Origin of the sequence: Paenibacillus sp. 7523-1 (assembly GCF_002276415.1) — a bacterium.
Taxonomy (GTDB): domain Bacteria; phylum Bacillota; class Bacilli; order Paenibacillales; family Paenibacillaceae; genus Paenibacillus; species Paenibacillus illinoisensis_A.
Genome location: NZ_NPBR01000013.1, coordinates 59,028 through 84,672 on the forward strand (window position 1 = coordinate 59,028; position 25,645 = coordinate 84,672).

23 protein-coding genes are annotated in these 25,645 nt (G+C 49.9%); 8 read left to right on the forward strand and 15 right to left on the reverse strand.

The features are described 5' to 3' along the window. Window positions 1-57: 57 nt before the first annotated feature. From CHH60_RS15410 to CHH60_RS15435, 6 genes are all read right to left on the reverse strand, one after another. On the reverse strand, window positions 58-1,278 hold the full coding sequence (locus tag CHH60_RS15410) for an FtsW/RodA/SpoVE family cell cycle protein (RefSeq protein ID WP_095359971.1): 1,221 nt from the start codon (window positions 1,276-1,278) through the stop codon (window positions 58-60). Window positions 1,279-1,363: 85 nt separating this feature from the next. Beyond that, window positions 1,364-2,248 (reverse strand): peptide chain release factor N(5)-glutamine methyltransferase, encoded by an 885-nt coding sequence (prmC, locus tag CHH60_RS15415; protein WP_095360316.1) that lies wholly within the window; start codon window positions 2,246-2,248, stop codon window positions 1,364-1,366. Between the two features lie 25 nt (window positions 2,249-2,273). Beyond that, complete coding sequence (prfA, locus tag CHH60_RS15420; RefSeq protein WP_095291198.1) at window positions 2,274-3,341, reverse strand: peptide chain release factor 1; 1,068 nt, start codon at window positions 3,339-3,341, stop codon at window positions 2,274-2,276. Window positions 3,342-3,732: 391 nt separating this feature from the next. After that, complete coding sequence (locus CHH60_RS15425) at window positions 3,733-4,338, reverse strand: SUKH-4 family immunity protein (RefSeq protein ID WP_176476077.1); 606 nt, start codon at window positions 4,336-4,338, stop codon at window positions 3,733-3,735. 222 nt (window positions 4,339-4,560) lie between these two features. After that, a complete protein-coding gene (ychF, locus tag CHH60_RS15430) occupies window positions 4,561-5,661 on the reverse strand; it encodes a redox-regulated ATPase YchF (RefSeq protein WP_095291196.1) in 1,101 nt (366 codons plus the stop codon). A gap of 107 nt (window positions 5,662-5,768) precedes the next feature. Continuing rightward, window positions 5,769-6,239: a GNAT family N-acetyltransferase gene (locus CHH60_RS15435; protein WP_095359973.1), complete on the reverse strand. Its 471-nt coding sequence runs from the start codon at window positions 6,237-6,239 to the stop codon at window positions 5,769-5,771. Window positions 6,240-6,397: 158 nt separating this feature from the next. On the opposite strand from CHH60_RS15435, the gene CHH60_RS15440 reads away from it, so the two are divergent. Next, window positions 6,398-6,832 (forward strand): hypothetical protein, encoded by a 435-nt coding sequence (locus CHH60_RS15440; RefSeq protein WP_095359974.1) that lies wholly within the window; start codon window positions 6,398-6,400, stop codon window positions 6,830-6,832. 80 nt (window positions 6,833-6,912) lie between these two features. Here the strand turns inward: CHH60_RS15440 and fni are convergent, their stop codons facing one another. The 9 genes from fni to CHH60_RS15485 form a co-directional block, all read right to left on the reverse strand. Continuing rightward, on the reverse strand, window positions 6,913-7,980 hold the full coding sequence (fni, locus tag CHH60_RS15445; protein WP_095359975.1) for a type 2 isopentenyl-diphosphate Delta-isomerase: 1,068 nt from the start codon (window positions 7,978-7,980) through the stop codon (window positions 6,913-6,915). 231 nt (window positions 7,981-8,211) lie between these two features. Continuing rightward, entirely contained in the window at window positions 8,212-9,690 is a 1,479-nt protein-coding gene (locus tag CHH60_RS15450) for a phytoene desaturase family protein (protein ID WP_095359976.1), read from the reverse strand. Then, window positions 9,687-10,835, reverse strand: a complete 1,149-nt coding sequence (locus tag CHH60_RS15455) for a glycosyltransferase (protein WP_095359977.1) — start codon at window positions 10,833-10,835, stop codon at window positions 9,687-9,689. Before CHH60_RS15455 ends, CHH60_RS15450 begins: the two co-directional genes overlap by 4 nt. 1 nt (window position 10,836) lies before the next feature. Beyond that, a complete protein-coding gene (locus CHH60_RS15460; RefSeq protein WP_095359978.1) occupies window positions 10,837-11,598 on the reverse strand; it encodes a lysophospholipid acyltransferase family protein in 762 nt (253 codons plus the stop codon). Continuing rightward, the gene (locus CHH60_RS15465; protein WP_095359979.1) at window positions 11,567-12,334 is read right to left on the reverse strand and encodes a carotenoid biosynthesis protein; all 768 of its coding nucleotides are present in this window, start codon (window positions 12,332-12,334) and stop codon (window positions 11,567-11,569) included. The genes CHH60_RS15460 and CHH60_RS15465 overlap by 32 nt, the downstream gene beginning before the upstream one ends. Continuing rightward, a complete protein-coding gene (locus CHH60_RS15470; RefSeq protein ID WP_095359980.1) occupies window positions 12,334-13,206 on the reverse strand; it encodes a phytoene/squalene synthase family protein in 873 nt (290 codons plus the stop codon). Before CHH60_RS15470 ends, CHH60_RS15465 begins: the two co-directional genes overlap by 1 nt. Then, window positions 13,203-14,666 (reverse strand): phytoene desaturase family protein, encoded by a 1,464-nt coding sequence (locus CHH60_RS15475; RefSeq protein ID WP_095359981.1) that lies wholly within the window; start codon window positions 14,664-14,666, stop codon window positions 13,203-13,205. Before CHH60_RS15475 ends, CHH60_RS15470 begins: the two co-directional genes overlap by 4 nt. Continuing rightward, window positions 14,663-16,213, reverse strand: coding sequence for a phytoene desaturase family protein (locus CHH60_RS15480; RefSeq protein WP_095359982.1), 1,551 nt, complete (start codon window positions 16,211-16,213; stop codon window positions 14,663-14,665). The genes CHH60_RS15475 and CHH60_RS15480 overlap by 4 nt, the downstream gene beginning before the upstream one ends. 316 nt (window positions 16,214-16,529) lie before the next feature. Further along, window positions 16,530-17,474, reverse strand: coding sequence for a MerR family transcriptional regulator (locus CHH60_RS15485; protein WP_255247945.1), 945 nt, complete (start codon window positions 17,472-17,474; stop codon window positions 16,530-16,532). A 360-nt stretch (window positions 17,475-17,834) separates the two neighbouring features. Between CHH60_RS15485 and CHH60_RS15490 the strand changes: the two genes are divergently transcribed. From CHH60_RS15490 to CHH60_RS15515, 7 genes are all read left to right on the forward strand, one after another. Then, a complete protein-coding gene (locus tag CHH60_RS15490) occupies window positions 17,835-19,205 on the forward strand; it encodes a phospholipase D family protein (RefSeq protein WP_375335095.1) in 1,371 nt (456 codons plus the stop codon). A gap of 124 nt (window positions 19,206-19,329) precedes the next feature. Beyond that, window positions 19,330-19,953 carry a TetR/AcrR family transcriptional regulator gene (locus CHH60_RS15495; RefSeq protein WP_095359985.1) on the forward strand — a complete coding sequence of 208 codons (624 nt, stop codon included), beginning with the start codon at window positions 19,330-19,332 and terminating at the stop codon, window positions 19,951-19,953. Then, on the forward strand, window positions 19,950-20,294 hold the full coding sequence (locus CHH60_RS15500; protein ID WP_095359986.1) for a DMT family transporter: 345 nt from the start codon (window positions 19,950-19,952) through the stop codon (window positions 20,292-20,294). Before CHH60_RS15495 ends, CHH60_RS15500 begins: the two co-directional genes overlap by 4 nt. Further along, on the forward strand, window positions 20,294-20,608 hold the full coding sequence (locus tag CHH60_RS15505; protein ID WP_095359987.1) for a DMT family transporter: 315 nt from the start codon (window positions 20,294-20,296) through the stop codon (window positions 20,606-20,608). Before CHH60_RS15500 ends, CHH60_RS15505 begins: the two co-directional genes overlap by 1 nt. A 111-nt stretch (window positions 20,609-20,719) precedes the next feature. Continuing rightward, a complete protein-coding gene (locus CHH60_RS30250) occupies window positions 20,720-20,851 on the forward strand; it encodes a hypothetical protein (protein ID WP_255247946.1) in 132 nt (43 codons plus the stop codon). A 191-nt stretch (window positions 20,852-21,042) separates the two neighbouring features. Continuing rightward, window positions 21,043-21,993, forward strand: a complete 951-nt coding sequence (locus CHH60_RS15510; protein ID WP_095359988.1) for a TetR/AcrR family transcriptional regulator — start codon at window positions 21,043-21,045, stop codon at window positions 21,991-21,993. A 35-nt stretch (window positions 21,994-22,028) separates the two neighbouring features. After that, the gene (locus tag CHH60_RS15515; RefSeq protein WP_095359989.1) at window positions 22,029-25,241 is read left to right on the forward strand and encodes an efflux RND transporter permease subunit; all 3,213 of its coding nucleotides are present in this window, start codon (window positions 22,029-22,031) and stop codon (window positions 25,239-25,241) included. Window positions 25,242-25,645: the final 404 nt, after the last annotated feature.

Genomic DNA, 25,645 nt, shown 5'->3' on the forward strand with positions numbered 1-25,645 from the left:
ATCTTTCAAGGGTTCTATGACTCTCTTGTTTTTGTTTCCTGTACCTGATAAAAGGAATTACTGTTCCTGCTGGGACGGTTTCCTTCTGAACAACTTGAGGACGATATCCGTAATCCCCGGTTGTTCTGCAGAGCCCAGAATATCCTCGTTCTCTTCCGTATGAACCTTGATACTCATCACGATCCCCATACTGATCATGTTAATCATGATAGAGGTACCACCCGAACTGATAAACGGCAACGTAATCCCTGTGAGCGGCATTAGACCAATAAACGGACCGATGTTGACAAAAATCTGGTACAGCAGCATCGCTATAATGCCGACAATGAGATAAGGCCCAGCGCGATCTTTACATTCGAGCGCAATAAGTACCAGCCTGTGGATGAGAATAAAGTACAGCAGCAGCAGCACTGAAGCACCTACAAAGCCAAACTCCTCCCCAATCTGCACAAAGATCGAGTCGGCATAAGCTAGCGGTACCCGATTTGACTGAATCGTTGTACCTTCCAAGTATCCTTTACCACTAATGCCCCCAGAACCAATCGCCAGCTTCGCGTTATAGGTCTGCCAGAGCACGTCTCTGGAAGTCTGATCCGGCACGAGCCATGGGTCGAAACGGTCTGCCCAGTGTGAACGCCCAACGTCCTTCAGAAATTTAACAATCTCATCATGATAATGAATATAAGCTTGTATACCGCCAATAAAAGCAGCCACTGCAATAACAAAACCAATAAGAGCATGAGAGAATTTAATATTACCAATCCATAACAGGCCCACGAGAATGATTACATAACTTAAAGCATTCCCCAAGTCGTTTTGAAGTAGTACAAGTAGTAATGGCGGCAAAACACAGAGTGAGACCGGAATGACATCACGTCCAAAATAAAGCGGACGATTCTTCTTTCGAGCCAATAAAGCCGATAAGAACACAATCAGGCATAGCTTGAACAATTCAGCAGGCTGCAAACTTACACCGAATATGGATAGCCAGCCCTTTGCTCCATAATACTCTTTACCAAAAAACATAACAAAAATAAGCAAGAGCATACCTACGCCATAGATATACAGATAGTTTTTGATAATGAATTTGTAATTAATCATCGACATTCCAAAAAAGACTACGAAGCCCAAAATATAATACATAATGGAACTTTGCGTGAGTCCCTCCAGCTTTGGCCTGCCAAAGGTCGTACTATAAATCGACAAAATACTGATAACCATCAATATAACCAATATAAAAACAATCGAGTAGTCTATCTTTTTGAATTTATGCAGCATGTAGTTATGTTCCCCCAAGCATTCAGCAATCTTCGGTATATCCCATTGTAGAGGATTTCGCGGCAAAAAGAAAACCCGCAGAACCTTACATTTTCGTCACCTGTTCCGAAGTACGAACACCCAGGACATGCCGCTCGATCCCGGCAAGGTCCGGAACAATGATAATTTCCGGCCAGTGTCCGGCAGATTCAAGCAATGCGGCGATGTCGCGAGCCTGTCCCTGACCGAGTTCAAAACCAATGACCTGCGGTGGCGCAGGCAGCAGTGCCAGCTGCTCCAGCATAACCCGGTACGGTGCCAGTCCGTCCGGACCGCCGTCCAGTGCCGTGCGCGGCTCATGATCGCGCACCTCAGGCTGCAGCCCGGCGATATCCGCCGCCGGGATATATGGCGGATTGGACACCAGAATGTCCACCCGCATCCCTGCGAACGGGGCCAGCAGATCGCCTTCACGGAAGTCGATCTGTACTCCGTTCGCGGCCGCGTTCCGTGCGGCCACTTGCAGCGCCGCCGCCGAGATGTCTCCGGCGCCGACCTGCCAGCGCGGGCGCTGCGAGGCGATCGTCACCGCGATCGCACCGCTGCCCGTGCCAATATCGACGGCGAGCGGAGCGCCGTCGGGAAACACGCGGTCGGCTTCGCGCAGCACAGCCTCGACCAGCAGCTCCGTCTCCGGCCGCGGAATCAGCACGGCCGGCGTGACCTCGAACGGCAGCCCATAGAACTCCTGGCTGCCGATGATATACTGCGCCGGCTCACCCGCAGCCTTGCGCGTGACGGCGTCCTCCCAGCGGCTGCGCAGCTCGCTGGGGAAGGGTTCCGGCTGCATCATGTAATACGCGGCGCCATAGACGCCGAGTACATGCTCCAGCAGCAGCCGGGCATTATTCTGCGGCTCGTACACGCCGCTCTTTTCCAAAAAAGAGGAAGCCTCCACGAAGGCTTCCCGACAGCTCTGTTCCGGCGTCATTACAAACTGCGCGCGGTTCACAGCATTATTCTCCTCTATCCATCATCTCCGTCTGCTCGGCAATCGTCAGCGCAGACAGGATTTCTTCAATCTCTCCGTTCATGACCTGATCCAATTTGTGCATGGTCAGACCAATGCGGTGATCGGTTACACGGCTTTGCGGGAAGTTGTACGTACGAATCCGCTCACTGCGGTCCCCTGTACCTACTTTACTCTTCCGTTCCCCTGCAATTTTCGCTTCTTCTTCCTGGCGCATCATATCGAAGATCCGGGTACGCAATACTTGCAGCGCTTTTTCCTTGTTCGAGTTCTGCGATTTACCATCCTGACATGTCGCTACGATTCCGGTTGGAACGTGCGTTACCCGTACAGCAGATTTCGTCGTGTTAACCGACTGTCCGCCGGCACCGCTGGAACAGAACGTATCCACGCGAATGTCTTTATCATGAATTTCAATATCGAAATCTTCAGCTTCAGGCATAACGGCTACCGTTGAAGTAGAAGTATGAATCCGTCCACCTGATTCGGTTGTAGGGATACGTTGTACACGGTGTGCACCACTTTCGTACTTCATTTTGCTGTATGCACCGCGGCCGTTGATGAGGAAAATAACCTCTTTGAATCCGCCGACATCATTCGTATTGGCATCCATCAATTCTACGCGCCAGCCCTGATTATCGGCATAACGTGTGTACATGCGGTATAGATCCGCTGCAAACAATGCCGCTTCATCTCCACCCGCAGCTCCGCGAATTTCCACGATGACGTTTTTGTCGTCATTCGGATCTTTGGGCAGCATGAGAACACGAATCAGTTCGTCCAGTTCTTTCTGACGGGCGCTGAGTTCTTCGATTTCCATTTTGACCATTTCACGCATCTCGTCATCCAGCTTCTCGCCTTGCATTTCTTTGGCTGCTTCGAGATCCTGACTCACCTGTTTGTACTCATTGTATGCTTCGTACGTCGGCTGCAGATCGGATTGCTCTTTGGAATACTCACGCAGCTTTTTGTTATCACTTGCCACATCCGGGTCACAGAGTAGCTCGCTTAGCTTGTCATAACGGTCCGCCAATGCCTGTAATTTATCCAACATATATAGTCACCTCACGATTTATTTTCGGTTATACGCTGCACGTCTCCGGGCAGGCGTTCCATGTTTATTATCTATATCATCTATTTTCATAACGCATAGGTTCTCAGTCCAACCGAACCCTGACCGTAACATTCATTAATGACCGACGCAACATCGCTACAACGTCATCAAATCCTTTACTTTTAAGTTATATAAAAGAGCTTATGTACCTTACGCGAAGCCCCACTTAAGTCTTACAAAAAGCGAGCTGAATCAACCTAGGTACACGACTCTTAATTATAGCATATTCTTCTCAACCTGAACAGATGCTTTTCCACCTGCCTACAGGTTCGCTTTAGATTATGGCACAACTGACAATGGCATTATTACATTATTCTTCAATGGATATCAGCTACAACAAGCCATCTTCAAGCTGTTCAAGAACCAGGCTCCACCAAGCTTTTTCATTCGATAAACTACCTGGATCCTGTTCGGCAAAGAAAGCACGGAGTTCGCTTATGGCCTCTTTTCGGCCGGATACATTGCCCTTTTTCTTTCCTGGTGTAAGCTCTCCCCTTTGAAAAGCTGCCAGTTTGGCTTGGGCTTCTTCCAGTGTCATCACACTGGGCTCATGCACTTCGGAGAAATTCTCAATGAATTGAGCGTAACGCTGGAGAAATTCAAGAAACCGAACCAGACTGGTGTTGATCAACCCGTGTTCCCCTGACGATGCTTCTACCGAGTAAACTGCGCCCGTTCCTGTCTCCACACCGAACAAGGCGGATTTTTCCTCCCACTCATATCCGATCGGCAGAAGCGTAGTGAAGCCGTCATCACGTTGTACCTGAATCAAGCCTCGTTCCGGCATGGACCGAAAATGGACACCCAGCAGATCGTTACCCTCATCGCGAAACTGGGGTACTCCCTCAACAAGAAGCAGATCGCTAATCTCTCTCGGTAAATGCATCGCTTTCACATATGCTTCATCATATTGAATACGAGTTACTGCATTCTCCATTGTCCATCCTCCCCCATGCCCTTTTCCTCTATTATATCCACACCGCGCAAACAATCCAGTATAAGCAGAACAAGCGGTCGCTATCAGGGATCCTTCCCTGCTATTCTCGCCTACTCCCTCTAATCTGCTGTTCCCTTCATCCCAATTAAAAACCCTGCCATCTTCAGAGAAGACAGCAGGGCTGTTCATGTCTATCATGTACTGCTTAAATTGGTTAACCGATTATACGTTGAAACGGAAGTGCATAACATCTCCGTCATTGACAACATATTCTTTACCTTCCAAACGAAGCTGTCCGCGTTCTTTGGCACCGTTCATGGAACCAGCTGCAACCAGGTCTTCGTAGGAAACGACTTCTGCACGAATGAATCCGCGCTCGAAGTCTGTATGAATTACACCCGCTGCGCCCGGTGCTTTTGTACCTTTGCGGATCGTCCACGCACGAACTTCCTGTACACCTGCCGTGAAGTATGTGTACAGACCCAGCAGCTTGTAAGCGGCTTTGATCAACAGGTTCAGACCGGAATCCTCGATACCGAGCTCTTCCAGGAACATTTGTTTATCTTCGCCTTCCAGCTCGGAGATTTCTTCTTCGACTTTTGCACTGATCGGCACCACTTCTGCATTTTCAGCAGCCGCGAATTCTCTTACTTTTTGCACATAGGCATTGTTCGCCACATCACCGATCTCATCCTCGGCTACGTTAGCTGCGTACAGAACCGGCTTCAGGGTAAGCAGGTGCAGATCACGTACGATCAGACGCTCTTCGTCTGTCAATTCCATGCTGCGTGCCGGCTTATCTTCGTACAGAACTGCCTTCACTTTCTCCAGTACTTCCACTTCTTGAGCAGCCTGCTTGTTGCCGCCCTTCATGTTTTTCTTGGAGCGATCGATTTTTTTCTCAACACTTTCAATATCGGCCAGGATCAGCTCCAGATTAATCGTCTGGATGTCGCTTACCGGGTCAATTTTGCCATCTACGTGTGTGATATTCTCATCAACAAAGCAGCGTACCACATGAACAATCGCATCGACTTCACGAATGTGGGCAAGAAACTTGTTACCCAAACCTTCGCCTTTACTTGCGCCGCGCACAAGACCTGCGATATCTACGAATTCAAACGCTGTTGGCACAGTCTTCTTCGGCACAACGAGTTCTGTCAATTTGTCCAAACGCTCGTCCGGTACTTCAACGATCCCCACGTTCGGGTCAATCGTACAGAACGGATAGTTTGCCGACTCGGCACCTGCTTGTGTAATTGCGTTAAACAGAGTGGATTTACCAACGTTAGGCAGGCCCACGATTCCAGCTTTCAAAGCCATGTATATGACAACTCCTCATTCATTACTTGTTCGGTATGGATAATCCTATACATTATATATGACAAACCCGGAGGCATCAAGGAACTTCGGGTTTCGTTTCTGCCTGACTACCGTTTAAGTTCCTTGTACATCGTCAGATCAGTGATCTCGTACCCCATCTTGCGATATAAGCTGCTCGCCCGCACATTATGTCCAAACACATGCAAACCAATTCGATCCACATGAAGACTGCGGGCAGCTTGTTCAAGTGCTTCCATCGTTTCGGTTCCATACCCCTTGCCCCGATATGCCTCTTCGACAACAATATCGAGCAAAAAGGCTTCCTTACCCCGGCGATTGTCCGTAATGTTAAACCAGATGTACCCCACATTGTCGTCTACCGGATGCACCAGGTTATAGATGTAGGCTCCAGGCGTGTTCATTCCTTCAGGCAAATAGCGATCATAAGATGCCTCAGCGAGCTCCTGCGCTTCTTCCTCCGCCCATGCCCCTGCTTCTACTTTCTCAACTGCAAAATCCGCAATGGAACGCTTTCGGAAATTCGCAAACTCCTGATCATTCATGGATACAAGCTCCATAGTATTCCCTCCCGGGTTCCAATTCCGTTTTCAATCTTCTAACGGCTTATCTTATTGAAACGTTTTATTGTTCATCATACATGAAGTGAAAAAAAATCTGCATAACTTTTATCAGACTTCCATTGTTTATTAACCATAACGAGAGGAGCACATATAAGATGAACAGACGTCGCAAACGGCCTTCAAGGAAAATCATCATTCTCTTGGCGGGTGTGGTTATCTTCATTGGAATCATCATAGGGATGGCGTATCCAACCATAGACCAATTCCGATCGCTCAGGATCACTATTCACAATCAATCAGACTTCGATCTTACAAATGTTAATGCAAGCCTGGTCCAAGGTGAAGGCCCGGTTAACAGTGAAAGAGATGGCTCCGTGTACAAGCTGAAGAAGGACATCGCCAGCGGTGATAAAGTAAAGTTCGCTCCTAGGCTTAGCCCTTCCGGAGAATCATCTGTCCACCTGCAATTTACGGATAGCCGAGGGGAAATTCATACCAAAGTCGTCTGTGGTTATACGGAGTATCTATCCGGCAAAACCTATGTCAACGTAACCAACGACAATATCACGGTAAAAGAAGAGTGTTGGTAATCCTTCTGTCTTTTCATAATAAAAAAGAGGGCTTCCCCCATGTCATCAGTATGAACATGACAGGTTGCCCCTCTTCCGTATTAACGCCGCTCGACCAATCGCTCTGTCTGCTGCAAATCTTCGATTCGCCCGGCTCCGATACCGAACATGACCGTACGAAGTTCGAACTCTACCTGCTCCAGCCGCCCATCCAACGCTTCATCCGAAGCCACTGCGGATTCGAGCAGGGAACGGCCGAAACCGGCCAGGTCTGCACCCAGTGCGAGCGCCTTGGCTGCATCCACTCCATGATGAAGTCCGCCGCTGCCAATCACAACCCCTTCGGGATTTAGTGCTCTGACTTCCCGGATGCACTCGGCAGTGGGAATGCCCCAATCGGCAAAGGCCTCGGCCGCAGCCCGGCGAACCGGGTTGTTGTTCCGGTATTTCTCCACCTGCACCCAGCTGGTGCCTCCTGCTCCGGCCACGTCGATAAATGCCGCTCCCGCTTCATACAGTCGCTGTGCCGTTATTCCATCAATGCCCCAGCCTACTTCCTTCACTCCAACGGGTACATCCAGCGTACGGCACAGATCTTCAATCCGGTTCAACAACCCGCTGAAGTCCGTATTGCCCTCCGGCTGGAAGATCTCCTGCAAACCGTTCAGGTGAAGTACCAGCACATCCGCACCAGCGATCTCAACCGCACGCTGGAAGTCAGCAGTGTTGAAGCCGTAATTCAACTGCACTGCACCAAGGTTAGCGATCACCGGGATGTCAGGGGCCCAGCGCCGTACATCGAAGGTCGGCGCCAGTTCAGGTTGTTCCACTGCTGCCCGTATGGAACCCACGCCAAGCGCCCAGCCTCTGGCATTGGCCACGCGGGCAAGCCGCTCGTTAATGGCACCTGTCGTTTGGCTTCCACCCGTCATCGAGCTGATGAGCAGCGGTGTGCGAACCTCTTTCCCCAAAAACATCGTGTTCAGACTGACCTCATCAAAATTCAGTTCAGGCAGGGGGTTATGACGAAATACGTACCGCTCCATTCCGCTCGTGATCCCTTCTCCTGCCACATTCTCTTCCAGACAGAGGCGCACATGCTCCAGCTTCCGTTCCCCCGTAGCCACCTCGGGAAGCAGCCGCTTGCCGGCTCGCTCTTGTTCATTCATGATGAGACCTCCTTATGTGAGAAATTGTGCGGATGGACAGGGACCCCCTGCCGGTTCCGTTCAATTGAAATACTGCATTTGTTTGCTTTATTTTTGCTCATATGTAACGCACAATTCTGCAAGTAATAAATTCCTAGTAAATCGCCGGTGATATCTTCCACGCGTCAACTCTACCCAGTATACCGTTCCGGACATGCTAATGAAAGGGCGCACCCGTTCATCTCTGATGAATCATAAGAGCAAGGATGCTAGCTGCTCGCCGACCAGCTGTCCGGATAGCGTTACGATCGGTGTCCCGCCTCCCGGATGCGTCGTTCCCCCCACGTACCATAACCCCTGTACATCCTTGCTTTTGTTCCCTGGGCGAGAGAAGGTCTGCTTCACTGAATTGGAGGAAATCCCGTAGATCGATCCTTGATGCGCCAATGTATCGCGTTCAATATCCTGTGGTGTGTACCGTATTAACACATCGGATTGCTTTAATCCTGTAATTCCCCGCTGTTCAAGCTTATCCAGTACCAACTCGCCGTAGCGTTCCGTTTGCTCTTCCCAATTCCATGCATCCGACAGATATGGGGCGTTCACCAATATAAACAGATTACTCGCTCCTGCCGGAGCCATACCTGCCTCCGAATAACCGGAATAACAGATGTAGATGGTCGGATCCAGCGGCATCCTGCGTTCACGGAAAATATGTTCGAACTCCGGTTCATACCTATCCGGAAAAAAGACAGTATGGTGCAGCAGGGAGTCATACTGCTTCCGCACGCCAGCCAGTGTCACATAACCGGAAATGGACGGTTCATATTTGCGAATCCTGCCATCACTCATCTGCTTCCGATGTTCCGGCGCAAGCAGGAGACGGTTTACACTGAGCACATCCCCGTTGGCCACCACCTGATCGGCTTCGTGGAAGCCTCGATCCGTATCCACACCGATGACCTTCCCATGCCGAACGATAATCTGCCGGACCTCGGTGCCCGTCATTATGCGTACTCCTTTTTCCTGAGCAAGCTTCGCCATGGCTTTGATCAGCTCATAGGTTCCGCCTTTTACACCGTATACCCCTTCATCTGCCTCTACATGGCCCATCATCGCGAAGATGGATGGAGCCTGATATGGCGATGATCCGACGTAGGTCGCGTAACGACCGAACAGCGCCAAGGTGTTGGGATGACTGAAATAGGATCGCAGCAGCTGATTGAGCTTCACGGCCGGGCGCACGCGCAGCAAGCTGCGAAGCATCTGGAGATTGTACTTGTCTTTTGCGGTCAGCAGCAGTTTGCCAAGAAAATGACGATCGGCTTCCGCATAAAGCGCTGCAGATTCATCCATGAATGCATCGTAACGCAGTGCATCTTCCGGACTGTACACTGCAATCTGTTCCTCCATCCATTCACGCTTGCCGGACAGATCCACGACGGTACCGTCTGCAAATACATTGCGTGTTCGGGGCTCCAGCTCATACAGCTGGACGTAATCCTCCATTTTGGTACCTGCATGTTCAAAGACAGAGCGGAAGGTGGAAGGCATCGTAATCGTACTTGGACCACGGTCAAAATGATATCCGTTCCGTTCCACTTGCTGCAGCTTGCCACCCACATGTGTCTGACGCTCCAGCATGGTTACCTGTATGCCTTGTGATGCAAGGCGAATGGCACAGGACAAGCCACCGAAGCCCGCGCCAATAATGACCACTTTTCTGCTCAACTATACCGCCTGCCTTTCCAAACGTATCCTTTCCCTGAGCGACCGGCACGCCAGGATGCCATTCCAATACCAATCACGCAGGCCATGCTGACAGATTGCAGACATGCAAGCCACCAGGGTTGGCCTCCTGTCTGGTCTGCCACCCTTTTCACCCCCATGCCCAGCAGCGTGCCAATAAGTCCATACATGATAGCTACAGAGCTTCCTGACAGTAATCCGAACAGCAATCCAAGTGGAGGGACAAGGTACATTAAGGTATACATAACTAGGGTACCCAGCAGGAGCACATCCCTGCGTCCCGTTCCTTCGTACATGTTCTTCTTATACCCGTTCCATACTTCGGTCCCATTCTGATACATCCGCGTGCTGACCAATTCATGCACATCCGCCAGCATAACTGGATGACCTGCACGCTTGACCGCCTTCGCCAGACTCATGTCATCCACCAGATCTCCTTGAATGGCTGCATGGCCACCGGAAGCTTCGTAACTCGAACGATGAATCAGTAGGAAGGCTCCGGTTGCTGCTACAAATAGCGGACTTGATGATCTGCGTATCATGAAGATGGGAAGATGACTGATGATCGTGAATACCATCATCGGTACGACCAGCTTCTCCATCCAGGTCTTGGCCACCTGATAGGGAAACCCTGTCACCAGACCTCTCCCCATCTCACAGCCGGCAGCTACGGTCTGCCGAATAGCCTCTGGCTCAAGCCTTACATCCGCGTCAACGAACATAAACCACTCGCCTTTGGCCTCCTGAACCAGTTGGTGGCACGCATATGACTTGCCCATCCAACCAGGTGGCGGCTCCACCCCATCAAGCAGCTGCACACGCGCATCCCGATTCGCAATCTCCTGAACCAATGCCGCCGTTTCATCCTCGGAACGATCATTCAGTACAAGCACTTCCATCCGGTAGCCGGTTGTGTTGCTTGCGAGTACACTCTCCAGGCATCCTTCAATATGCAGCCTTTCATTCCGAGCCGGAATCAGGACAGATACGAGCGTATCCTGGTGCAGCAGCCGGTCTGCAGAGAACGAACGAATTTTGGGAAGACAGGTCGCATTCCAGAGAGCAAAAATCAACTGCACACCGAGTGCAGTTGTCAATATGATCCATAATATTTCGGATGCACTCATGTTAACGGACCCCCCGCTTTCGTGCTGCATCGTATTTTTCACTTGTGGATCTTCCGTTACGAATCAGGGAAACTGCCCCCGGCAGACTCCCTTGTCCGATGCGAACCAGCTGAGACTTATGCTCATCTAACTGCTGTTCCAGCACCCGGCCAAGCCTGGCTGCAATTTCCTCGCTCTTCCATACATGCCAGTCTTCCATTAGAGGCGGACCGGCGAGCATCGAAACCTCCGGCATATCATGCTGAACCATACCATGACACAGGGTCACAGGAACGGCTAGCGTCTGCGGAGAGCGGCGAAGCAGTAACCCGATGCCGGGGCGAAATCGAATGGGTCTTGCATCCTGATGCAGGATTTCACCCTGCGGAAAGATCCACACCCTTTTGCCGGATTGAAGCAGGCCTGTTGTGTACTGCATGGTCTTTCGGATCGCAGAAGCGCTCTCCTTGTTGATGGAGTACGCGCCGAGCTTGCGAAAGAAGGCATACTGCTGCAGCTGCCTCTCTTCCATCATGACGTAATGATCCCCTGTTGAAGTACGGCGGGATGCATGATAGAGCAGCAGTCCGTCCCACCAGGAGCTATGATTCATGAAATAGAGAACAGGCCAGTTCGGGTCAATGGTAGAGCCTGACACGCTGTCAAACTGTGGATCCAGCGTCCCCGATAGCGTGAACGAACGAAAGCGACGACGCAGCAAGTAATACTGATTGTATAAATAAAACATTCGGTTAAACGGTTTTGATTTTGCGGCGGGAATCATAGAACCAGCTCCCTTCTGCTAGCAGCATGCCCACAAGCGCAATGATGAAACTGCCTGTGATGCCTTCCTTCCATGCGAGCAGACCGAATAGCAGGATAAACAACTGATACAGCCACTTTGCCCGCAGCAGCGAACTGCGGTCAGCAGGCATGGCTGGAAGAAAGAGCGACAGGAATGCACCCATAATGAACCAACTGATGTAATTGGACCAAGGGACGCCATAGAAGCCACCAGGGGCTTCCCAATGCCAGAAACCTCTGGCGTGCGCAACCGGATCCAATACCAGATCCAGCAAAATAGCCCAGAAGCCGGTCTTGATCGCCCGAATCAGCTTTCCCTTCCATGTCGAACCCCCGCCGCTTAACAGCGCAGAATTCCCGACGACGGCGATCCAGGCAAATCCCAGGGTAACCGGCACACTGAACAAGTGAATGCCGAAGAAGTCTGAATAGCCATATTCACCAAAGGGCCAATTCGTATGGACACCAATCCACTCGATCCCCATGCCACCCAGCCACAGAATGGCAGAAGACACCCATAGTCCTGGCTTCTTCCATATGACTGACTGGTCGGACATTCCATTCCTTCTTCGTCCCTGATAGATCAGTTCCACGACATAAAGTGCATAGAACACAAGAAACAGTCCGTTGGAAAACGATAATGGTTTAGGTACTCCAATGGTTAGCATTAGCGTGGCTCCAATGATGTACCATGCCCAATACAGACCCTGAATCATCAGGAGACCGCCGTACGGGAAGCCTGATAGGCGAGTACCGGATAACGTTTCACAATGGCTCCAAGCATCTCCAATTTCAGCTCATCGGTCACAAATGCCCGTTTGTTATATACGTCATATTCGTTACGTTCTACCGCATGTAATATAGTGGAGTAGAAGGCTGCCGCCAGTTCAATGGCAAATGCACTTTCCGTAGGATAAGTCTCCAGCCGATCCATGCCAAGACGGAACCATTCGAGTGCTGAGGCTTTCAATTCCTGAATGATGGCTACAAACCGTTCGTCCACAATACCTTCTGCCCAATCCTCTTCGGAGTACCCATGCTTTTCCATGATTTCGAGCGGAACATAACGGCGTGCTCTTGCCCGATCTTCCCCCACGTCACGAATAATGTTGACAATCTGCATGCCCTTGCCAAGAGCAATGCCGTTTACAGCCACTTCGGCGCCATTGTCATCACGCAGCACAGGAAGCAGCATCTCCCCTACCGTTCCTGCTACAAGATAGCAGTAATGCTCCAAATCCTTCATCGTTGCATAGTGAGTTACCTCGAGATCGGTCATCTGTCCATCCATCTGCCGAAAGAAAGGTCCTTTGTCCAGGTGGGGAAAGTTCGAGAATAACCATCTCAATGCAGGCCAGATAAAATGACCCTCTGCCTCTTCCAGATATTCAAAATGATCCCGAATCTCATGTATGGTATACATCGACTTCTCCGGTTCATCCACACTGTCATCAATGATGCGGCAAAATGCATAGATCACATACACCGCTTCACGGCGCGGACTGGGCAAGCCTCTGAAAGCCTGATAAAAAGAAGAAGATCCCTTCTGCATCAACTCTTCGCACCTGTTCAAAATCATTTCATTCATGTTCCCATCTCCTTCATGAGTAGATTGACGGCCATGCGTGCACTTTGCATTACGATCGGAACGCCACCGCCTGGATGCACCGATGCTCCTGCTGCGTACAATCCGCGTATCGTCGGAAACGGCTTCGGCTGCGGCCGATACACGCCCGATTGAAACAGAATTGGTGCAATACCGAAGCTTCCACCGCCGTAGAGTCCATCTCGCTCGGCATCTGCTGGCGTGCGTACCTTCTTCCACCTAATCGCTGCACGAAGTCCCGGGAAACCGCGTTGTTCCGCTTCCTCCAGAACACGTTCCACCAGAGCCCCACTCTCCCTGGACCAGTCCACACCTTCCGCATCTGGCACCGGAACAAGAAAATACAAAACACTTTGACCGGCTGGCGCAGCGGAATCATCAACAGCTACCGGGTTAAATACATAAAATGAAGGCTGTTCCGGAATACGGCGCTGATTGAATACTTCCCGCAAGCTTCCATCAAGACTGGGTGGCAGGAAAAATTGATGCGTCGTTGCATCTTCCCAGGTCTTGTCTACCCCTACATAAATCAACACACAACCGGATGAGGGACGATAGGGTTTCTTTTTGCGCACTGCTTCCGGTATGCCGCCGAGTAGACCTGTCAGATGAGGGAAATCGCCATTATAGATGACTGCGTCCACATCTTCCGAACCTGCGGCCGTTTCAATACCTCGGCAAACGCCGTGTTCAATACGCAGTCCCGTTACTTCCGTATTCAGCACAACACGCCCGCCACGCGCGATCAGTTCCGATTCCAGAATCCCCGGTAATGCTGCATATCCACCCTTCACCATCCAGATTCCATATTCATGCTCTGCATAAGGAAGAAGGGAATAGATTCCCGGAGTACCGAACGGCGAACCGCCAATATAGAGACTCTGAAGTGAATAGGCGTCAACCAGTTCCTCATGATGAAAATAATCTCCTACGGCTTTACGTACGCTTTTGTGTGCACGGAGCCTGCCCATCAGGGAGAGGAGAGACGGTGTGAAGAAATCCCTTTTCCGCGGAAAAGCTCTTTCCAGGAAAGCAGACCGTCCTGCCGGGAACAGGGTATCCATGTCCCTCATGAATCTTGTGAATCCTCGGCTCTCCCCTGGGAATAACCGCTCAATCTCCTCGGCCTGCTGACCGCGATCTGTCATCTTGGTCATGACGCGTCCGCTGCTGTAGTGAACCCTGTATAACGGATCACAGCGGAGCAGCTCCACTTTGGAGCGATCCACGCCAGCCTCCTCCAGAATGCCATGCAGCATGTCGGGCAGAAGTACGATGGTTGGACCCTGGTCAATCCGATATTCCCCGTTCTGTTCGTAGCCGATGCGTCCGCCAACCCGGGAACCCCGTTCGTAAACGGTGACGTCCCAGCCCTGCTGATTCAGCAGCAGTGCCGAGGTCAGCCCGCCAATGCCTGCTCCTACAATGGCTGCCCACTTCATGAATGACCTCCGGCTTCAGCGGTTTTCACATAAGAAGACCGGTTCGAGCGGGTTTTGGCATCCTCTTCCTGGATCAGCCTGACACTGATTCGAGCAGACTCAAATATGGTAGGCAGTCCGCTGCCCGGGTGGGTTCCACCGCCGACCAGCCATACCCCTTTCAGCTCTTCGAACTGGTTATGCGGACGCAGATACATCATCTGACCCAGATTGTGAGCCATGTTAAATGTCGCACCTCGGTACACATCCAGTTCATTTTCCCAGTCAAGCGGGGTAAACATCATGGACTCTTCGATACGACTCCGAATGTCTGCGAGCTCCGGGATCGCTTCAAGCCGCTGCATCATCGCCTCGCGTACATTCTCTCGTTCCACATCCCAATCAATGTCCCCTGTAAGGTTCGGAGAGGGCATAAGCACATATAATGCAGATTTTCCTGCAGGTGCGAGTGTCGAATCGAGTTTGGAAGGGTTATGAATATATAGAGACGGGTCAGCGGACAACACTTTGTGCTTCGTGATCTCATCCACGTTCAATCGGTAATCTTCGGGAAAATAAATCGAGTGATGCGGCAGATCAATCTCGCCGTCTACTCCCAGATAGAGCATCGCAGTAGAGCAGGAGTACTTCTTGCGTTTCATTTTCTCCGGGGTATATTTCTTAAGCACACCTGGTTCGAACAGATGGTTCACCGCATGGGCAAAGTCGGCATTAACGACCACGTGATCCGCTTCAATACGTTCACCGTTCTCAAGCAGTAGGCCCTCCGCACGGCCATTGTGCACGATAACCTTCTTCACCGGGCAGGATGTATGTATACGCCCACCATATTCCTTTACAATGTCAGCCATGCCCTGGAATACGCGATTTACACCGCCAATCGGATGAAACAGCCCATAATGGTGCTCGATGAATGACAGAATCGTGAATGTACCCGGACAATCCCAGGCAGACATGCCCAAATATTTGGATTGAAACGTAAAGGCCCAGCGCAAACGCTCGTCAGTAAAATAACGGGACAGGATTCCATAGACGGTATTGTTCACGTCCAGCTTCGGAAGAGCCGTTACCGCATCCTTGCGCAGATAATCTGTCAGCTTGCCGAAAGGCCGACGCAGCAAAGGCATGACTTTACCAAACTTAACTTCCTCATCCTGCATGAACCTCAGGTAATTGTCTTCATTACCAGGGAATAATTCCTTGATCTGAGCAGCAGTATCTTCACGATTACGGGAAGGCGTGAACACCTTATCCCCGAAGTTCAGGGCATACAAGGGCGTCAGTTCCTTCAGGTCCACGTAATCGGATAGTTTGCGTCCTACCAACTCGAACATCTCTTCAAGCAGCCCGGGCATCATCAAGAACGTCGCGCCCCGGTCGAATCGGTATTCTCCGAGCTCCAGCCTGGCAGAGCGTCCACCAATCACCGGTTGTTTCTCATAAACGTCCACTTCATATCCCTGACCGGACAATAACATGGCCGCTGCAAGCCCGCCTGGACCCGCACCAATTACAGCCGCACGTTTACGTTGCTGATTAGATATCATGCCACTCACCTTTCTTATGGTCCGAAACGCACTTATACCATTCTTAGTCTATTATTAAACCTTTGAAGAATCACCGAAGCGGATTATAGCTGAAACGTTATACAAATATAATACAAATATTATACGAACTTGTAAACATAAATATGACTCATGGGTCAAATAACTGCAAAAATGATCGTTAATTTCAAAAAAAGACACCCCCTGACGCACTTGCGTCAAAGGATGCCTTTTCAACCATAGCCCTACATTATTATAGGAGAACATTCGCTTATTCAACTCTTCGGTCACATACACTAATCGTCCGATGAATGGGCGCTTAGCCCTGTGTTCGGGTTGGATTGTCGGTCAGATACTCGCGCTCAAGCCATGCCTGCCAGTCTGATGAATCCTCCGGCATGATCCACTCCGGATAAGCTGCATTCTCATTGTTCTCATAACCCTTGCCTCCAAGGATAAAGCGCATATGCGGAAACTCAGTCATAATGCGATCGACAAGCCGGTCACACTGCTCGCTTAAGGCTGGATTCGTAATGGAGAGGCAGACCAGCTTGATCTTCTGCTCCCGGATTATAGGGAATACCCCTTCCTCGGGAGTATTGGCACCGAGATATAATACTTCGGCTCCATTTTTGCGCATAAACAACGAGAACAACAGCAATCCCACCTGATGATGCTCCCCCTCCGGACATAGCGCCAGAACTTTGGGCAGATGCGGATAGATCGGGAACAGATGGAAAAACTGATAGAACCGTTGTGAGATAAGCTGGGTCATAAAGTGCTCCTGTGCGACTGATGCTCTGCCCTGCTCCCATGCATCCCCCACGCGAACGAGAATGGGTACAAGCACATGGTAAAACATCGAATCATATCCATACATGGTGAAACCAAAATCAATTAACCCGTTGGCACGTTCACCTTGGAAATGGTAGAGCGAGTCGTATATCTGATCAGCCATGCGTAAGTAGGCCTCTTCCATTGTGGGAACAGGTGCAGTAAGCGGGGCCGGAATGACCGCTTCTGGTGGTGTTGCTTTGTTTTCTTTTAACATGCGTACGGCTTCTGATATGTTGGTCTGATGCTGTTCAACCTGCTCCTTCAGCCAACGCAAATCTTCAACATTTTCATCCGTGTACAACCGATAACCTGATTCTGTCCGTTCAGGGGTTACCGCACTGTACCGATTCTCCCAAGCCCGGAGCGTAACCGTTGGAATGTCCAGCATGGCAGCGACTTGTTTGATGGAATACACTTGATTACCCACTCTCTTTTCTGAAATATCCCGACCGTCTATAGGTTAACGAATACTTCCTCCGTCCTTGTCAGGTATATGGAAATCCCAACATTCTACAAAAATAATACACTCATTATACACAACGGCCACACACCTGTCGATTGCATTCAGGCAAATCATATATCGATAAATCTACATTTCTCTCTGTCCCCTGCGCAGCCTGCGTCAATGTTCATGACAGAGTGGTAATAGTAGTCAGCACGTTTACAGAAAGGGGATATGCCGTTGTTTACTACAAGGCGCTCATCATCAGAACACCAAACATCCAGACGTCGTTTTCCATACATACGAACAGCTCTTGGACTCCTTATTCTATGGCTTGTGGCTGTCATGTTATATCAAACCTACAAACCACTTCCCGCAGGCATTTCCTATGAAAGCCCAGAATATCGCGTAGATGAGGTGGCATTCCTTCATGATCTCACTTATCCGTCGGCAGACGGGCAGATGGAACACGAGCAGCAGATTTTTCAGCGCATGCTGCAGATTGTGGAGGAGGCGGAGCAATTTGTGGTGGTGGATATGTTCCTGTTTAACAACTATCAGCATAAGGGTCAGCACTTTCCGCCGGTTAGCGTAGAATTCACAGATGCTCTGGTCGCCAAAAAAAAGCAGCATCCCGACATGCAGATTCTGTTCATTACGGATGAAGTGAACACCAATTATAATTCGGCACCCAATGAACTGCTGGAGCGAATGAAGCAGGCCGGCATTGAAGTTGTGATTACCAATGTGGATCCACTCCGGGATTCGACGCCCGTATACTCTGCAGTCTGGCGTACGTTCTTTCAATGGTTTGGCCAGTCGGGTGATGGCTGGATTCCGAATCTGATGGCAAGCGATGGCCCGGACGTTACCATGCGCTCTTACCTTAAGCTGCTTAATGTAAAAGCCAATCATCGCAAGGTCGTAGCCAGTGAGAAAAAAGCGATTGTCTCCTCAGGCAACATCCATGATGCAAGTGCCTACCACTCCAATGTGGCGTTTGAAGTAACTGGACCCGTCATTGGAGATATACTTCATTCGGAACAAGCCGTACTGGACATATCAGGGGGAGGTCAGGTTCCTTCCTACACAGCTCCTTCCACCGATCCAAACCAAGGCGATCTGCGCATTCGCTATCTGACGGAAGGAAAAGTGAATGATGCCGTATTGCATGAGATCAAACTGATGGAAAAAGGGGATACCTTGTGGATGGGCATGTTCTACATTGCTTCTCCAAAAGTACTGGACGCATTGCTTGATGCTTCCAAACGAGAAGTAGATATCCGGCTGGTGCTCGATCCAAACGAGAATGCATTTGGTCAGGAGAAAATCGGTATTCCGAATCGGCCTGTAGCCGCCGAGCTGCATAATAAATCGGATGGCAAGATCCAAATCCGCTGGTACAACACAACCAAGGAGCAGTATCACACCAAAATGCTGTATATTGCCAAAGCCACCGGGGATCATATTGTGCTTGGTGGATCAACCAACCTTACGCCTCGAAACATGAATGACTATAATCTTGAAAATGAACTATGGGTCGCTGCGCCTGCGGATAATGAGTTCAGTCGCAATGTGGCGGATTATTTTGAACGCGTGTGGAATAATGAGGATGCCGAGTTCACTCTGAATCTGGACGAATTCCAGGAGAAAACCACTTTCCTGAAGGGAATTCTCTATAAACTGCAGCTCATATTGGGATTTACCACGTTCTAAGCTACTCTGAGCTGTGTATTGGTCGCCTGTGAAATTTCTGCAGGCGGCTTTTTTAAATAGACTTGACATCTGATGTAAAATATGAAAATATGGTCTCCTAACGACCGTTAGGAAGGTGAATAAAATGACAGCACAATCCATTCGTAACGCAGCCTTGTTCCACTTTGCCAGAGATGGATATGAAGGGGCCTCCCTTCGCGCTATTGCTGACGATGTAGGAATTAAGAAACCGTCCATATATGCTCACTTCAGCGGCAAGGAAGACTTGTTCCTCCAGGCACTGGCTCATGCTTTTCAAGAAGTAAAACGCCATACATTGGAATATTTCCGCGATCATGCCGAACTTCCCCTGGAAGACAGACTTAAGGGTGTGTTTCCCTGGTTCGAAAAGGAGTATAACGCCAGCCCTTCAACACGCTTGATGCTGCGCATGTCCTACTTCCCCCCTCCCGGACTGTACAACGAAGTCATGGACATCGCGCATCCATTTCTGGATGGCATGGAGCGATCACTGAACCGGCTCCTGCAGCGAGCGGTACGTCATGGAGAATTACCTTCGATTCCAACGGAACAAGCTGCCATTGCCTTTATGACTTCTCTCGATGGAATTACCGTGGAGATCATCTATGGAAGTTCACGCCGTTACAATAGACGTCTTGAGGCGGCATGGCCTGTCTTTTGGCATGGCATTCATCATTTGAACGAAGAGGCACAGAAGATCGTGCTGGAAGGAGAATCATCATCATGAACCGCAATTGGTTATATGTATTTATCGGAGGCATCATCGAAATTATCTGGGTAAGTGGACTGAAGCATGCCTCCAATCTATGGGAATGGGCGCTGACCGCTGCAGCCATCATCATCAGCTTCGCCCTAATCATCGCAGCTTCCAAGAGATTGCCGGTAGGCACGGTCTATGCCGTATTTACCGGAATCGGTACCGCAGGCACCGTGCTTGCGGAAATGCTGCTGTTCGGGGAGCCATTCCGTCTGGCCAAAATCCTGCTGATCGGACTGCTGCTCTGTGGCGTAATCGGACTGAAGCTGGTGACCGATCAACAAGAAGAAGCGAAAGAAGGTGTGGCATAATGGCATGGTTAGCAATCGTAGGCGCAGGTATCTGTGAGATTTTTGGCGTAATCGGAATCAACGGCGCTTCGACCAAAAAGGGCTGGCCTTATATCGTGCTTATGCTCATTTCCTTTGTATTCAGCTTCTCGCTGCTGTCCTATGCGATGACCTCCATTCCGATGGGCACCGCCTACGCTGTCTGGACAGGCATTGGTACCGTAGGCAGCACATTAACCGGCATGTTCCTGTTCGGCGAGCGCAAGGAGGTCAAAAGGCTGCTGTTCATTGCCATGATTCTGGTGGCCGCAGTCGGACTGAAACTGATTACGTAAATATGGTATTCATTCTGTAAAAACTAGGGCGACTTCCATCTGGAAGTCGTCTTTTTGGTATATCATGTAAATAGGCATATGGACTCTGTGAATGTGGAAAGGATGATTTGTATGAAGAAATGGTTGGTCCGTCTCAGCACGCTTGCAGGCTATTCATCCTTAGCCCTCCTGGCTGCATTTTATCTGGTCGCACTGACAGCCATCATTATTCTGGCCATACATGCCTTCGGGAATGGAGCATAGTTCTTACATTTATCCGCGACAACGCTCACTTCCACCTCTCTCTCCTTCTTGAAAAAGGGGACTGCTCTGATTGTTCGAGTTTCCAATTCCCTACCATTTGAATTCGCCCTTCCACTTCGTTTATACTTGTTCTGACCCTAAAGTCAATTCAAGAACTCATAAGTTCCGCAGATGAGGTGAAGGTATCGTTAATGAACCCAATTCATGAAATGAATGAGAAGAAAAAACTCATTATAACGACAGCTCTCAAGCTGTTTTCTGCCAAAGGCAGTGCTGCAACGTCCATGCAGGAAATTGCGGAGCTATGCGGCATGTCCAAGGGAAGCCTCTACCTAATTTTTAAATCCAAAGAGGAATTGGAAGCCAGTACGATGGAGTACTGCATCTATACCCTGCTGGATGAAATGTCACAGATTGAACATGAGGCTGGCCTCACATCACGAGAACGTCTGCACAAGCAGATTGAGACGCTGCTAATTCATGTATCCGAATTAAAAGAGTTCCTTCGGGTGCAGCTGCGCAGCATGATGATGGATGATGAACAGCAGCATCCCGGCAGGAAATGCGACCCACATCACAGGGATATGGAGATCCGAACCCTGCACTGGTTCAAGGATAAGCTGGAGGATCTGTACGGTCCCGAGATTGAGCCATATACTGTGGATCTTATTTTGCTGACGCACGGCCTTTTCCTGTCCTACGTCAAGATCTGGTTTACGGAGATGCCTTCCCTTACCGTATCCAAAATGGCCGCAAATCTGCTGCAAACGATGGATTATGCAGCGTACGGTTTGCTGGATCAGCGACCTGAGCCTTTGATCAGCTTGGAAAACTGGCCGGCATGGACCAGCGAATCCAAATCGGATTCCACCATGATGCGCCATCCCATTCACATCATCAAACAGATGCAGGATATCGTAACTACCGATCTGTCCGCAGGACAATCCCGAAACGATGCGCTAGAAACCATTGCCATTCTCAAGCAGGAAATGATGGAATTCACGCCGCGCCGGGCGATTATCCTGGGCATGATGCACAACCTAGAGAACATTCCAGCCATCGAATCGTTGCACTCCGAGCTTCAGCATATTCTGGATGCCATGTATAGCCGGTTCATCCAGGCTGACTCGTCAAACAAATAGAAACAGGGAGAACAGAGAGGAGAAGAGACCATCGTATGAAAGGAATCATTAATTTTTCACTGAACAACAAGTTTGCGATCTGGATCCTGACCATTATCATTTCCTTCGCTGGTTTGTACAGCGGACTGACGATGAAACAGGAAACCATCCCAAACATCAATGTGCCATTTCTAAGTGTCACGGCGATTGATCCCGGAGCGGCTCCAGAGGGTATCGTAGAAGATGTGACCAAGCCGCTGGAACAGACTCTGCGCAATGTGGAGGGAATCAAGACACTCACTTCCACATCCATGGAGAATGCTGCTTCCATCACACTGGAATTTGATTATGGAACAGATCTGAACAACGCTACAGCAGCTGTTCGCGAGGCGCTAAATGAAGTGCAGCTTCCAGACGGTGTACAGAAACCGACCATTTCCAAATTCAGCATCAATTCATTCCCGGTTGTCTCACTGAGCTTGTCCGATAAGGACGGCGGAGATCTGGAGCAGTTGACCAGACTCGTTGAATCCGATATTCAGCCTGCACTCGAAGATATCGACGGTGTAGCCCAAGTACAGGTTTCCGGTCAGTATGTCAAGGAAGTCCAACTGAAGTTCAACCAGGACAAAATGAATGAACTCGGCCTGACAGAAGATACCGTTAACGGCATCGTTCAAGGTTCCTCTGTCCGCGTTCCACTCGGATTGTTCGAACTGGACGAAGCACAGAAAGCCGTTGTGGTTGATGGTAATATCATTGATCTCGATGACCTGAAGAACCTTGCCATTCCTGTGGTGCCTAGCGGCGCAGGTGCAGCAGCAGATCCATCTGCTCAAGCAGGCGGTGCTGCAGGTCAAGCAACAGCTCCGGATGCCGCACAGGGGTCAACCCCGTCTGCCGCACCATCCGCGGGTGGAAATGCAAGTGCAGGCAGTGCCTCCGGTGCTGCCAATGCCGCAGGAATTCCTACGGTGAAATTAAGCGAGATCGCGAACATTGAGGTTATCGGTCAGGCCGAATCCATTTCACGGACAGATGGCATGGAGTCCATTGGTATCTCCATCGTGAAATCCAATGACGCCAATACCGTGGATGTCGTGAATGCCGTTAAAGACAAAGCGGAAGAATTGCAGTCGCAATTCAAAAACGCCCAACTGACGGTATTGCTTGACCAAGGTAAGCCGATTCAGGATTCCGTCAATACGATGCTTGGCAAAGCAGTTTTTGGTGCCCTGTTTGCCATCCTGATTATCCTGTTGTTCCTGCGTAATATACGTTCGACCATTATCTCGATTATCTCGATCCCGCTCTCCTTGCTCATGGCATTGACTGCGCTCCTGCTCATGGACATCACACTCAACATGATGACACTGGGCGCCATGACCGTTGCCATCGGACGGGTTGTGGATGACTCGATCGTTGTTATCGAGAACATTTATCGCAGATTGACCCTGAAGGGAGAGAAACTGAAAGGCCGTGAACTGATCCGGGAAGCAACTCGTGAAATGTTCATTCCGATCCTCTCTTCCACAATTGTAACCATCGCCGTGTTCCTGCCACTGGCACTCGTTAGCGGTATGGTAGGCGAGCTCTTCATGCCATTTGCATTAACTATGGTATTTGCGCTGCTGGCATCCTTGCTCGTAGCGATCACCATCGTTCCGATGCTGGCTCATACCCTGTTCCGCAAAGGCCTGAAGAACAAGCAAAATCATGAGGAAAAACCAGGGAAGATGGCAGAGGGTTACAAACGCCTGCTGAACTGGACACTATCGCACAAAATCATTACCGTCGGCATCGCCGTAGTCTTGCTCGTCGGCAGTTTGTTCCTGTATCCGTTCATCGGTGCAAGCTTCTTGCCAGAACAGCAGGACAAATATGTAACGATCACATACAGCCCGGAAACCGGCTCCCTGCGTGAAGACGTTGAAAAAGAAGCGCTTGCTGCTGAAAAATATTTGCTGAAGCAGCCTGGCCTGGAAAAAATGCAGTATTCCATCGGCGGCAGCAATCCACTGAGCAGCATGGGTGGAGGAAGCTCGAACTCGGCACTCTTCTATATCGAATACAATGAAGATACCAAAGATTTCAGCCAAGTGAAGGAACAGCTTGTAGAAGGTTTGCGTAAAGAAGTTCCCGTAGGTACCTGGAGTGAACTGGATATGTCCGGCGGTCTGGGAGGCAGCAGCCTGAGCATCTCCATCTACGGCGACAATGTGGAACAGCTTAAGCCTGTCACGGATGAAGTGTTCAAGCTGGTTGAAGCAGATACCGAAAACTTCGAAAAAGCAGACACCACACTCTCTGACACGTATGGTCAATATACCCTCGTTGCAGATCAGGAAAAGCTGAGCTCGCTCGGTCTGACTGCAGGCCAATTGGCTATGGCACTGAGCCCTGTACAGGAACGCCCGGTACTGACGGAAGTGGATATTGATAACAAAACCTATAAAGTGTATGTCGAGACAGATCAGAAGACATTCGACAGCATCACTGACATTGAAAATGAGACAGTGACTTCTCCGCTCGGCATCCAAGTACCGATCAAGGATGTTGCAAATGTTGAAGAAGGCACTTCTCCGAACTCGATCATGCGCATTGACGGCAAAGTCGTTGCACAAGTTTCGGCTACCATCCTGGCTTCCGATGTGCAGAAGGCTTCACAAACCCTGCAGGATAACATCGACAAGCTGGACCTGCCTGATGGCGTTGAGGTGAAATTTGGCGGTACAACCGAGCAGATCAATGACACCTTTACCCAACTCGGTCTTGCCATGCTGGCAGCCATCGCCATTGTATACTTTGTACTTGTCGTTACATTTGGCGGCGGACTCGCACCATTCGCCATCCTGTTCTCCCTGCCGTTTACCGTTATTGGTATCATGGTAGGACTGTTCCTGGCTGGCGGCACCATTGATGTCTCTGCCATGATGGGTGGACTGATGCTGATCGGGATCGTCGTCACCAATGCAATCGTCCTGATCGACCGTGTCATTCACATGGAGAAAGACGGCATGTCTACGCGTGAAGCCTTGCTTGAAGCAGGTGCAACACGTCTGCGTCCAATCCTGATGACTGCACTTGCAACGATTGGCGCCTTGCTGCCACTCGTTACCGGACTGGAAGAAAGTGCGGGAATCATCTCGAAAGGCCTGGGTATTACCGTTATCGGCGGTCTGATCAGCTCTACGCTGCTCACCCTGGTTATTGTGCCGATCGTGTATGAATTCCTGATGAAATTCAAGAAGAAAAGAATCGAAGACTAAGCTGTTCAATTGAACTTCGGTCCATAAAGAGCAATACGGAAATATAATAAACCTCCTAGTTCTCCATTGGAATGACTAATGACTGTCCATTCCAATGAGATCAGGAGGTTTTTTGGTTTGCCATTAAGGGGCTCCCTCCCTAAATGTCAGGTAAAACAACACCCATCCGAACCTGGATTATTCCAGATTACAAAAAAAGGAGCTTATTTTGTTATGTAAAACAAATCAGCGTCAGATTTCAGCCCATCATCGGTAAACGGACTTATAATATAGCTTAATTATGTAAGTTAACGGATTTTAGACAGGTCATCCAGCTCGTACATCACAACATAACAGAAGCTCTTCAGAAACCTGCATCATGAGGCGGGATTGCAATCGGCATGCAATTGGGGAAGGACGGTGGT

What these genes read in the sequence shown, in the direction of transcription:
- prmC (WP_095360316.1), bottom strand. Translation starts at nt 2,248, where the DNA reads ATGACGCCGGAACAGAGCTGTCGGGAAGCCTTCGTGGAGGCTTCCTCT.
- CHH60_RS15410 (WP_095359971.1), bottom strand. Translation starts at nt 1,278, where the DNA reads ATGCTGCATAAATTCAAAAAGATAGACTACTCGATTGTTTTTATATTG.
- CHH60_RS15500 (WP_095359986.1), top strand. Translation starts at nt 19,950, where the DNA reads ATGAACCGCAATTGGTTATATGTATTTATCGGAGGCATCATCGAAATT.
- CHH60_RS15440 (WP_095359974.1), top strand. Translation starts at nt 6,398, where the DNA reads ATGAACAGACGTCGCAAACGGCCTTCAAGGAAAATCATCATTCTCTTG.
- CHH60_RS30250 (WP_255247946.1), top strand. Translation starts at nt 20,720, where the DNA reads ATGAAGAAATGGTTGGTCCGTCTCAGCACGCTTGCAGGCTATTCATCC.
- prfA (WP_095291198.1), bottom strand. Translation starts at nt 3,341, where the DNA reads ATGTTGGATAAATTACAGGCATTGGCGGACCGTTATGACAAGCTAAGC.
- CHH60_RS15505 (WP_095359987.1), top strand. Translation starts at nt 20,294, where the DNA reads ATGGCATGGTTAGCAATCGTAGGCGCAGGTATCTGTGAGATTTTTGGC.
- CHH60_RS15460 (WP_095359978.1), bottom strand. Translation starts at nt 11,598, where the DNA reads ATGATTCCCGCCGCAAAATCAAAACCGTTTAACCGAATGTTTTATTTA.
- CHH60_RS15480 (WP_095359982.1), bottom strand. Translation starts at nt 16,213, where the DNA reads ATGATATCTAATCAGCAACGTAAACGTGCGGCTGTAATTGGTGCGGGT.
- CHH60_RS15455 (WP_095359977.1), bottom strand. Translation starts at nt 10,835, where the DNA reads ATGAGTGCATCCGAAATATTATGGATCATATTGACAACTGCACTCGGT.
- CHH60_RS15475 (WP_095359981.1), bottom strand. Translation starts at nt 14,666, where the DNA reads ATGAAGTGGGCAGCCATTGTAGGAGCAGGCATTGGCGGGCTGACCTCG.
- CHH60_RS15510 (WP_095359988.1), top strand. Translation starts at nt 21,043, where the DNA reads ATGAACCCAATTCATGAAATGAATGAGAAGAAAAAACTCATTATAACG.
- CHH60_RS15470 (WP_095359980.1), bottom strand. Translation starts at nt 13,206, where the DNA reads ATGAATGAAATGATTTTGAACAGGTGCGAAGAGTTGATGCAGAAGGGA.
- CHH60_RS15425 (WP_176476077.1), bottom strand. Translation starts at nt 4,338, where the DNA reads ATGGAGAATGCAGTAACTCGTATTCAATATGATGAAGCATATGTGAAA.
- CHH60_RS15515 (WP_095359989.1), top strand. Translation starts at nt 22,029, where the DNA reads ATGAAAGGAATCATTAATTTTTCACTGAACAACAAGTTTGCGATCTGG.
- CHH60_RS15435 (WP_095359973.1), bottom strand. Translation starts at nt 6,239, where the DNA reads ATGGAGCTTGTATCCATGAATGATCAGGAGTTTGCGAATTTCCGAAAG.
- CHH60_RS15465 (WP_095359979.1), bottom strand. Translation starts at nt 12,334, where the DNA reads ATGATTCAGGGTCTGTATTGGGCATGGTACATCATTGGAGCCACGCTA.
- CHH60_RS15495 (WP_095359985.1), top strand. Translation starts at nt 19,330, where the DNA reads ATGACAGCACAATCCATTCGTAACGCAGCCTTGTTCCACTTTGCCAGA.
- fni (WP_095359975.1), bottom strand. Translation starts at nt 7,980, where the DNA reads ATGAATGAACAAGAGCGAGCCGGCAAGCGGCTGCTTCCCGAGGTGGCT.
- CHH60_RS15490 (WP_375335095.1), top strand. Translation starts at nt 17,835, where the DNA reads ATGTTATATCAAACCTACAAACCACTTCCCGCAGGCATTTCCTATGAA.
- ychF (WP_095291196.1), bottom strand. Translation starts at nt 5,661, where the DNA reads ATGGCTTTGAAAGCTGGAATCGTGGGCCTGCCTAACGTTGGTAAATCC.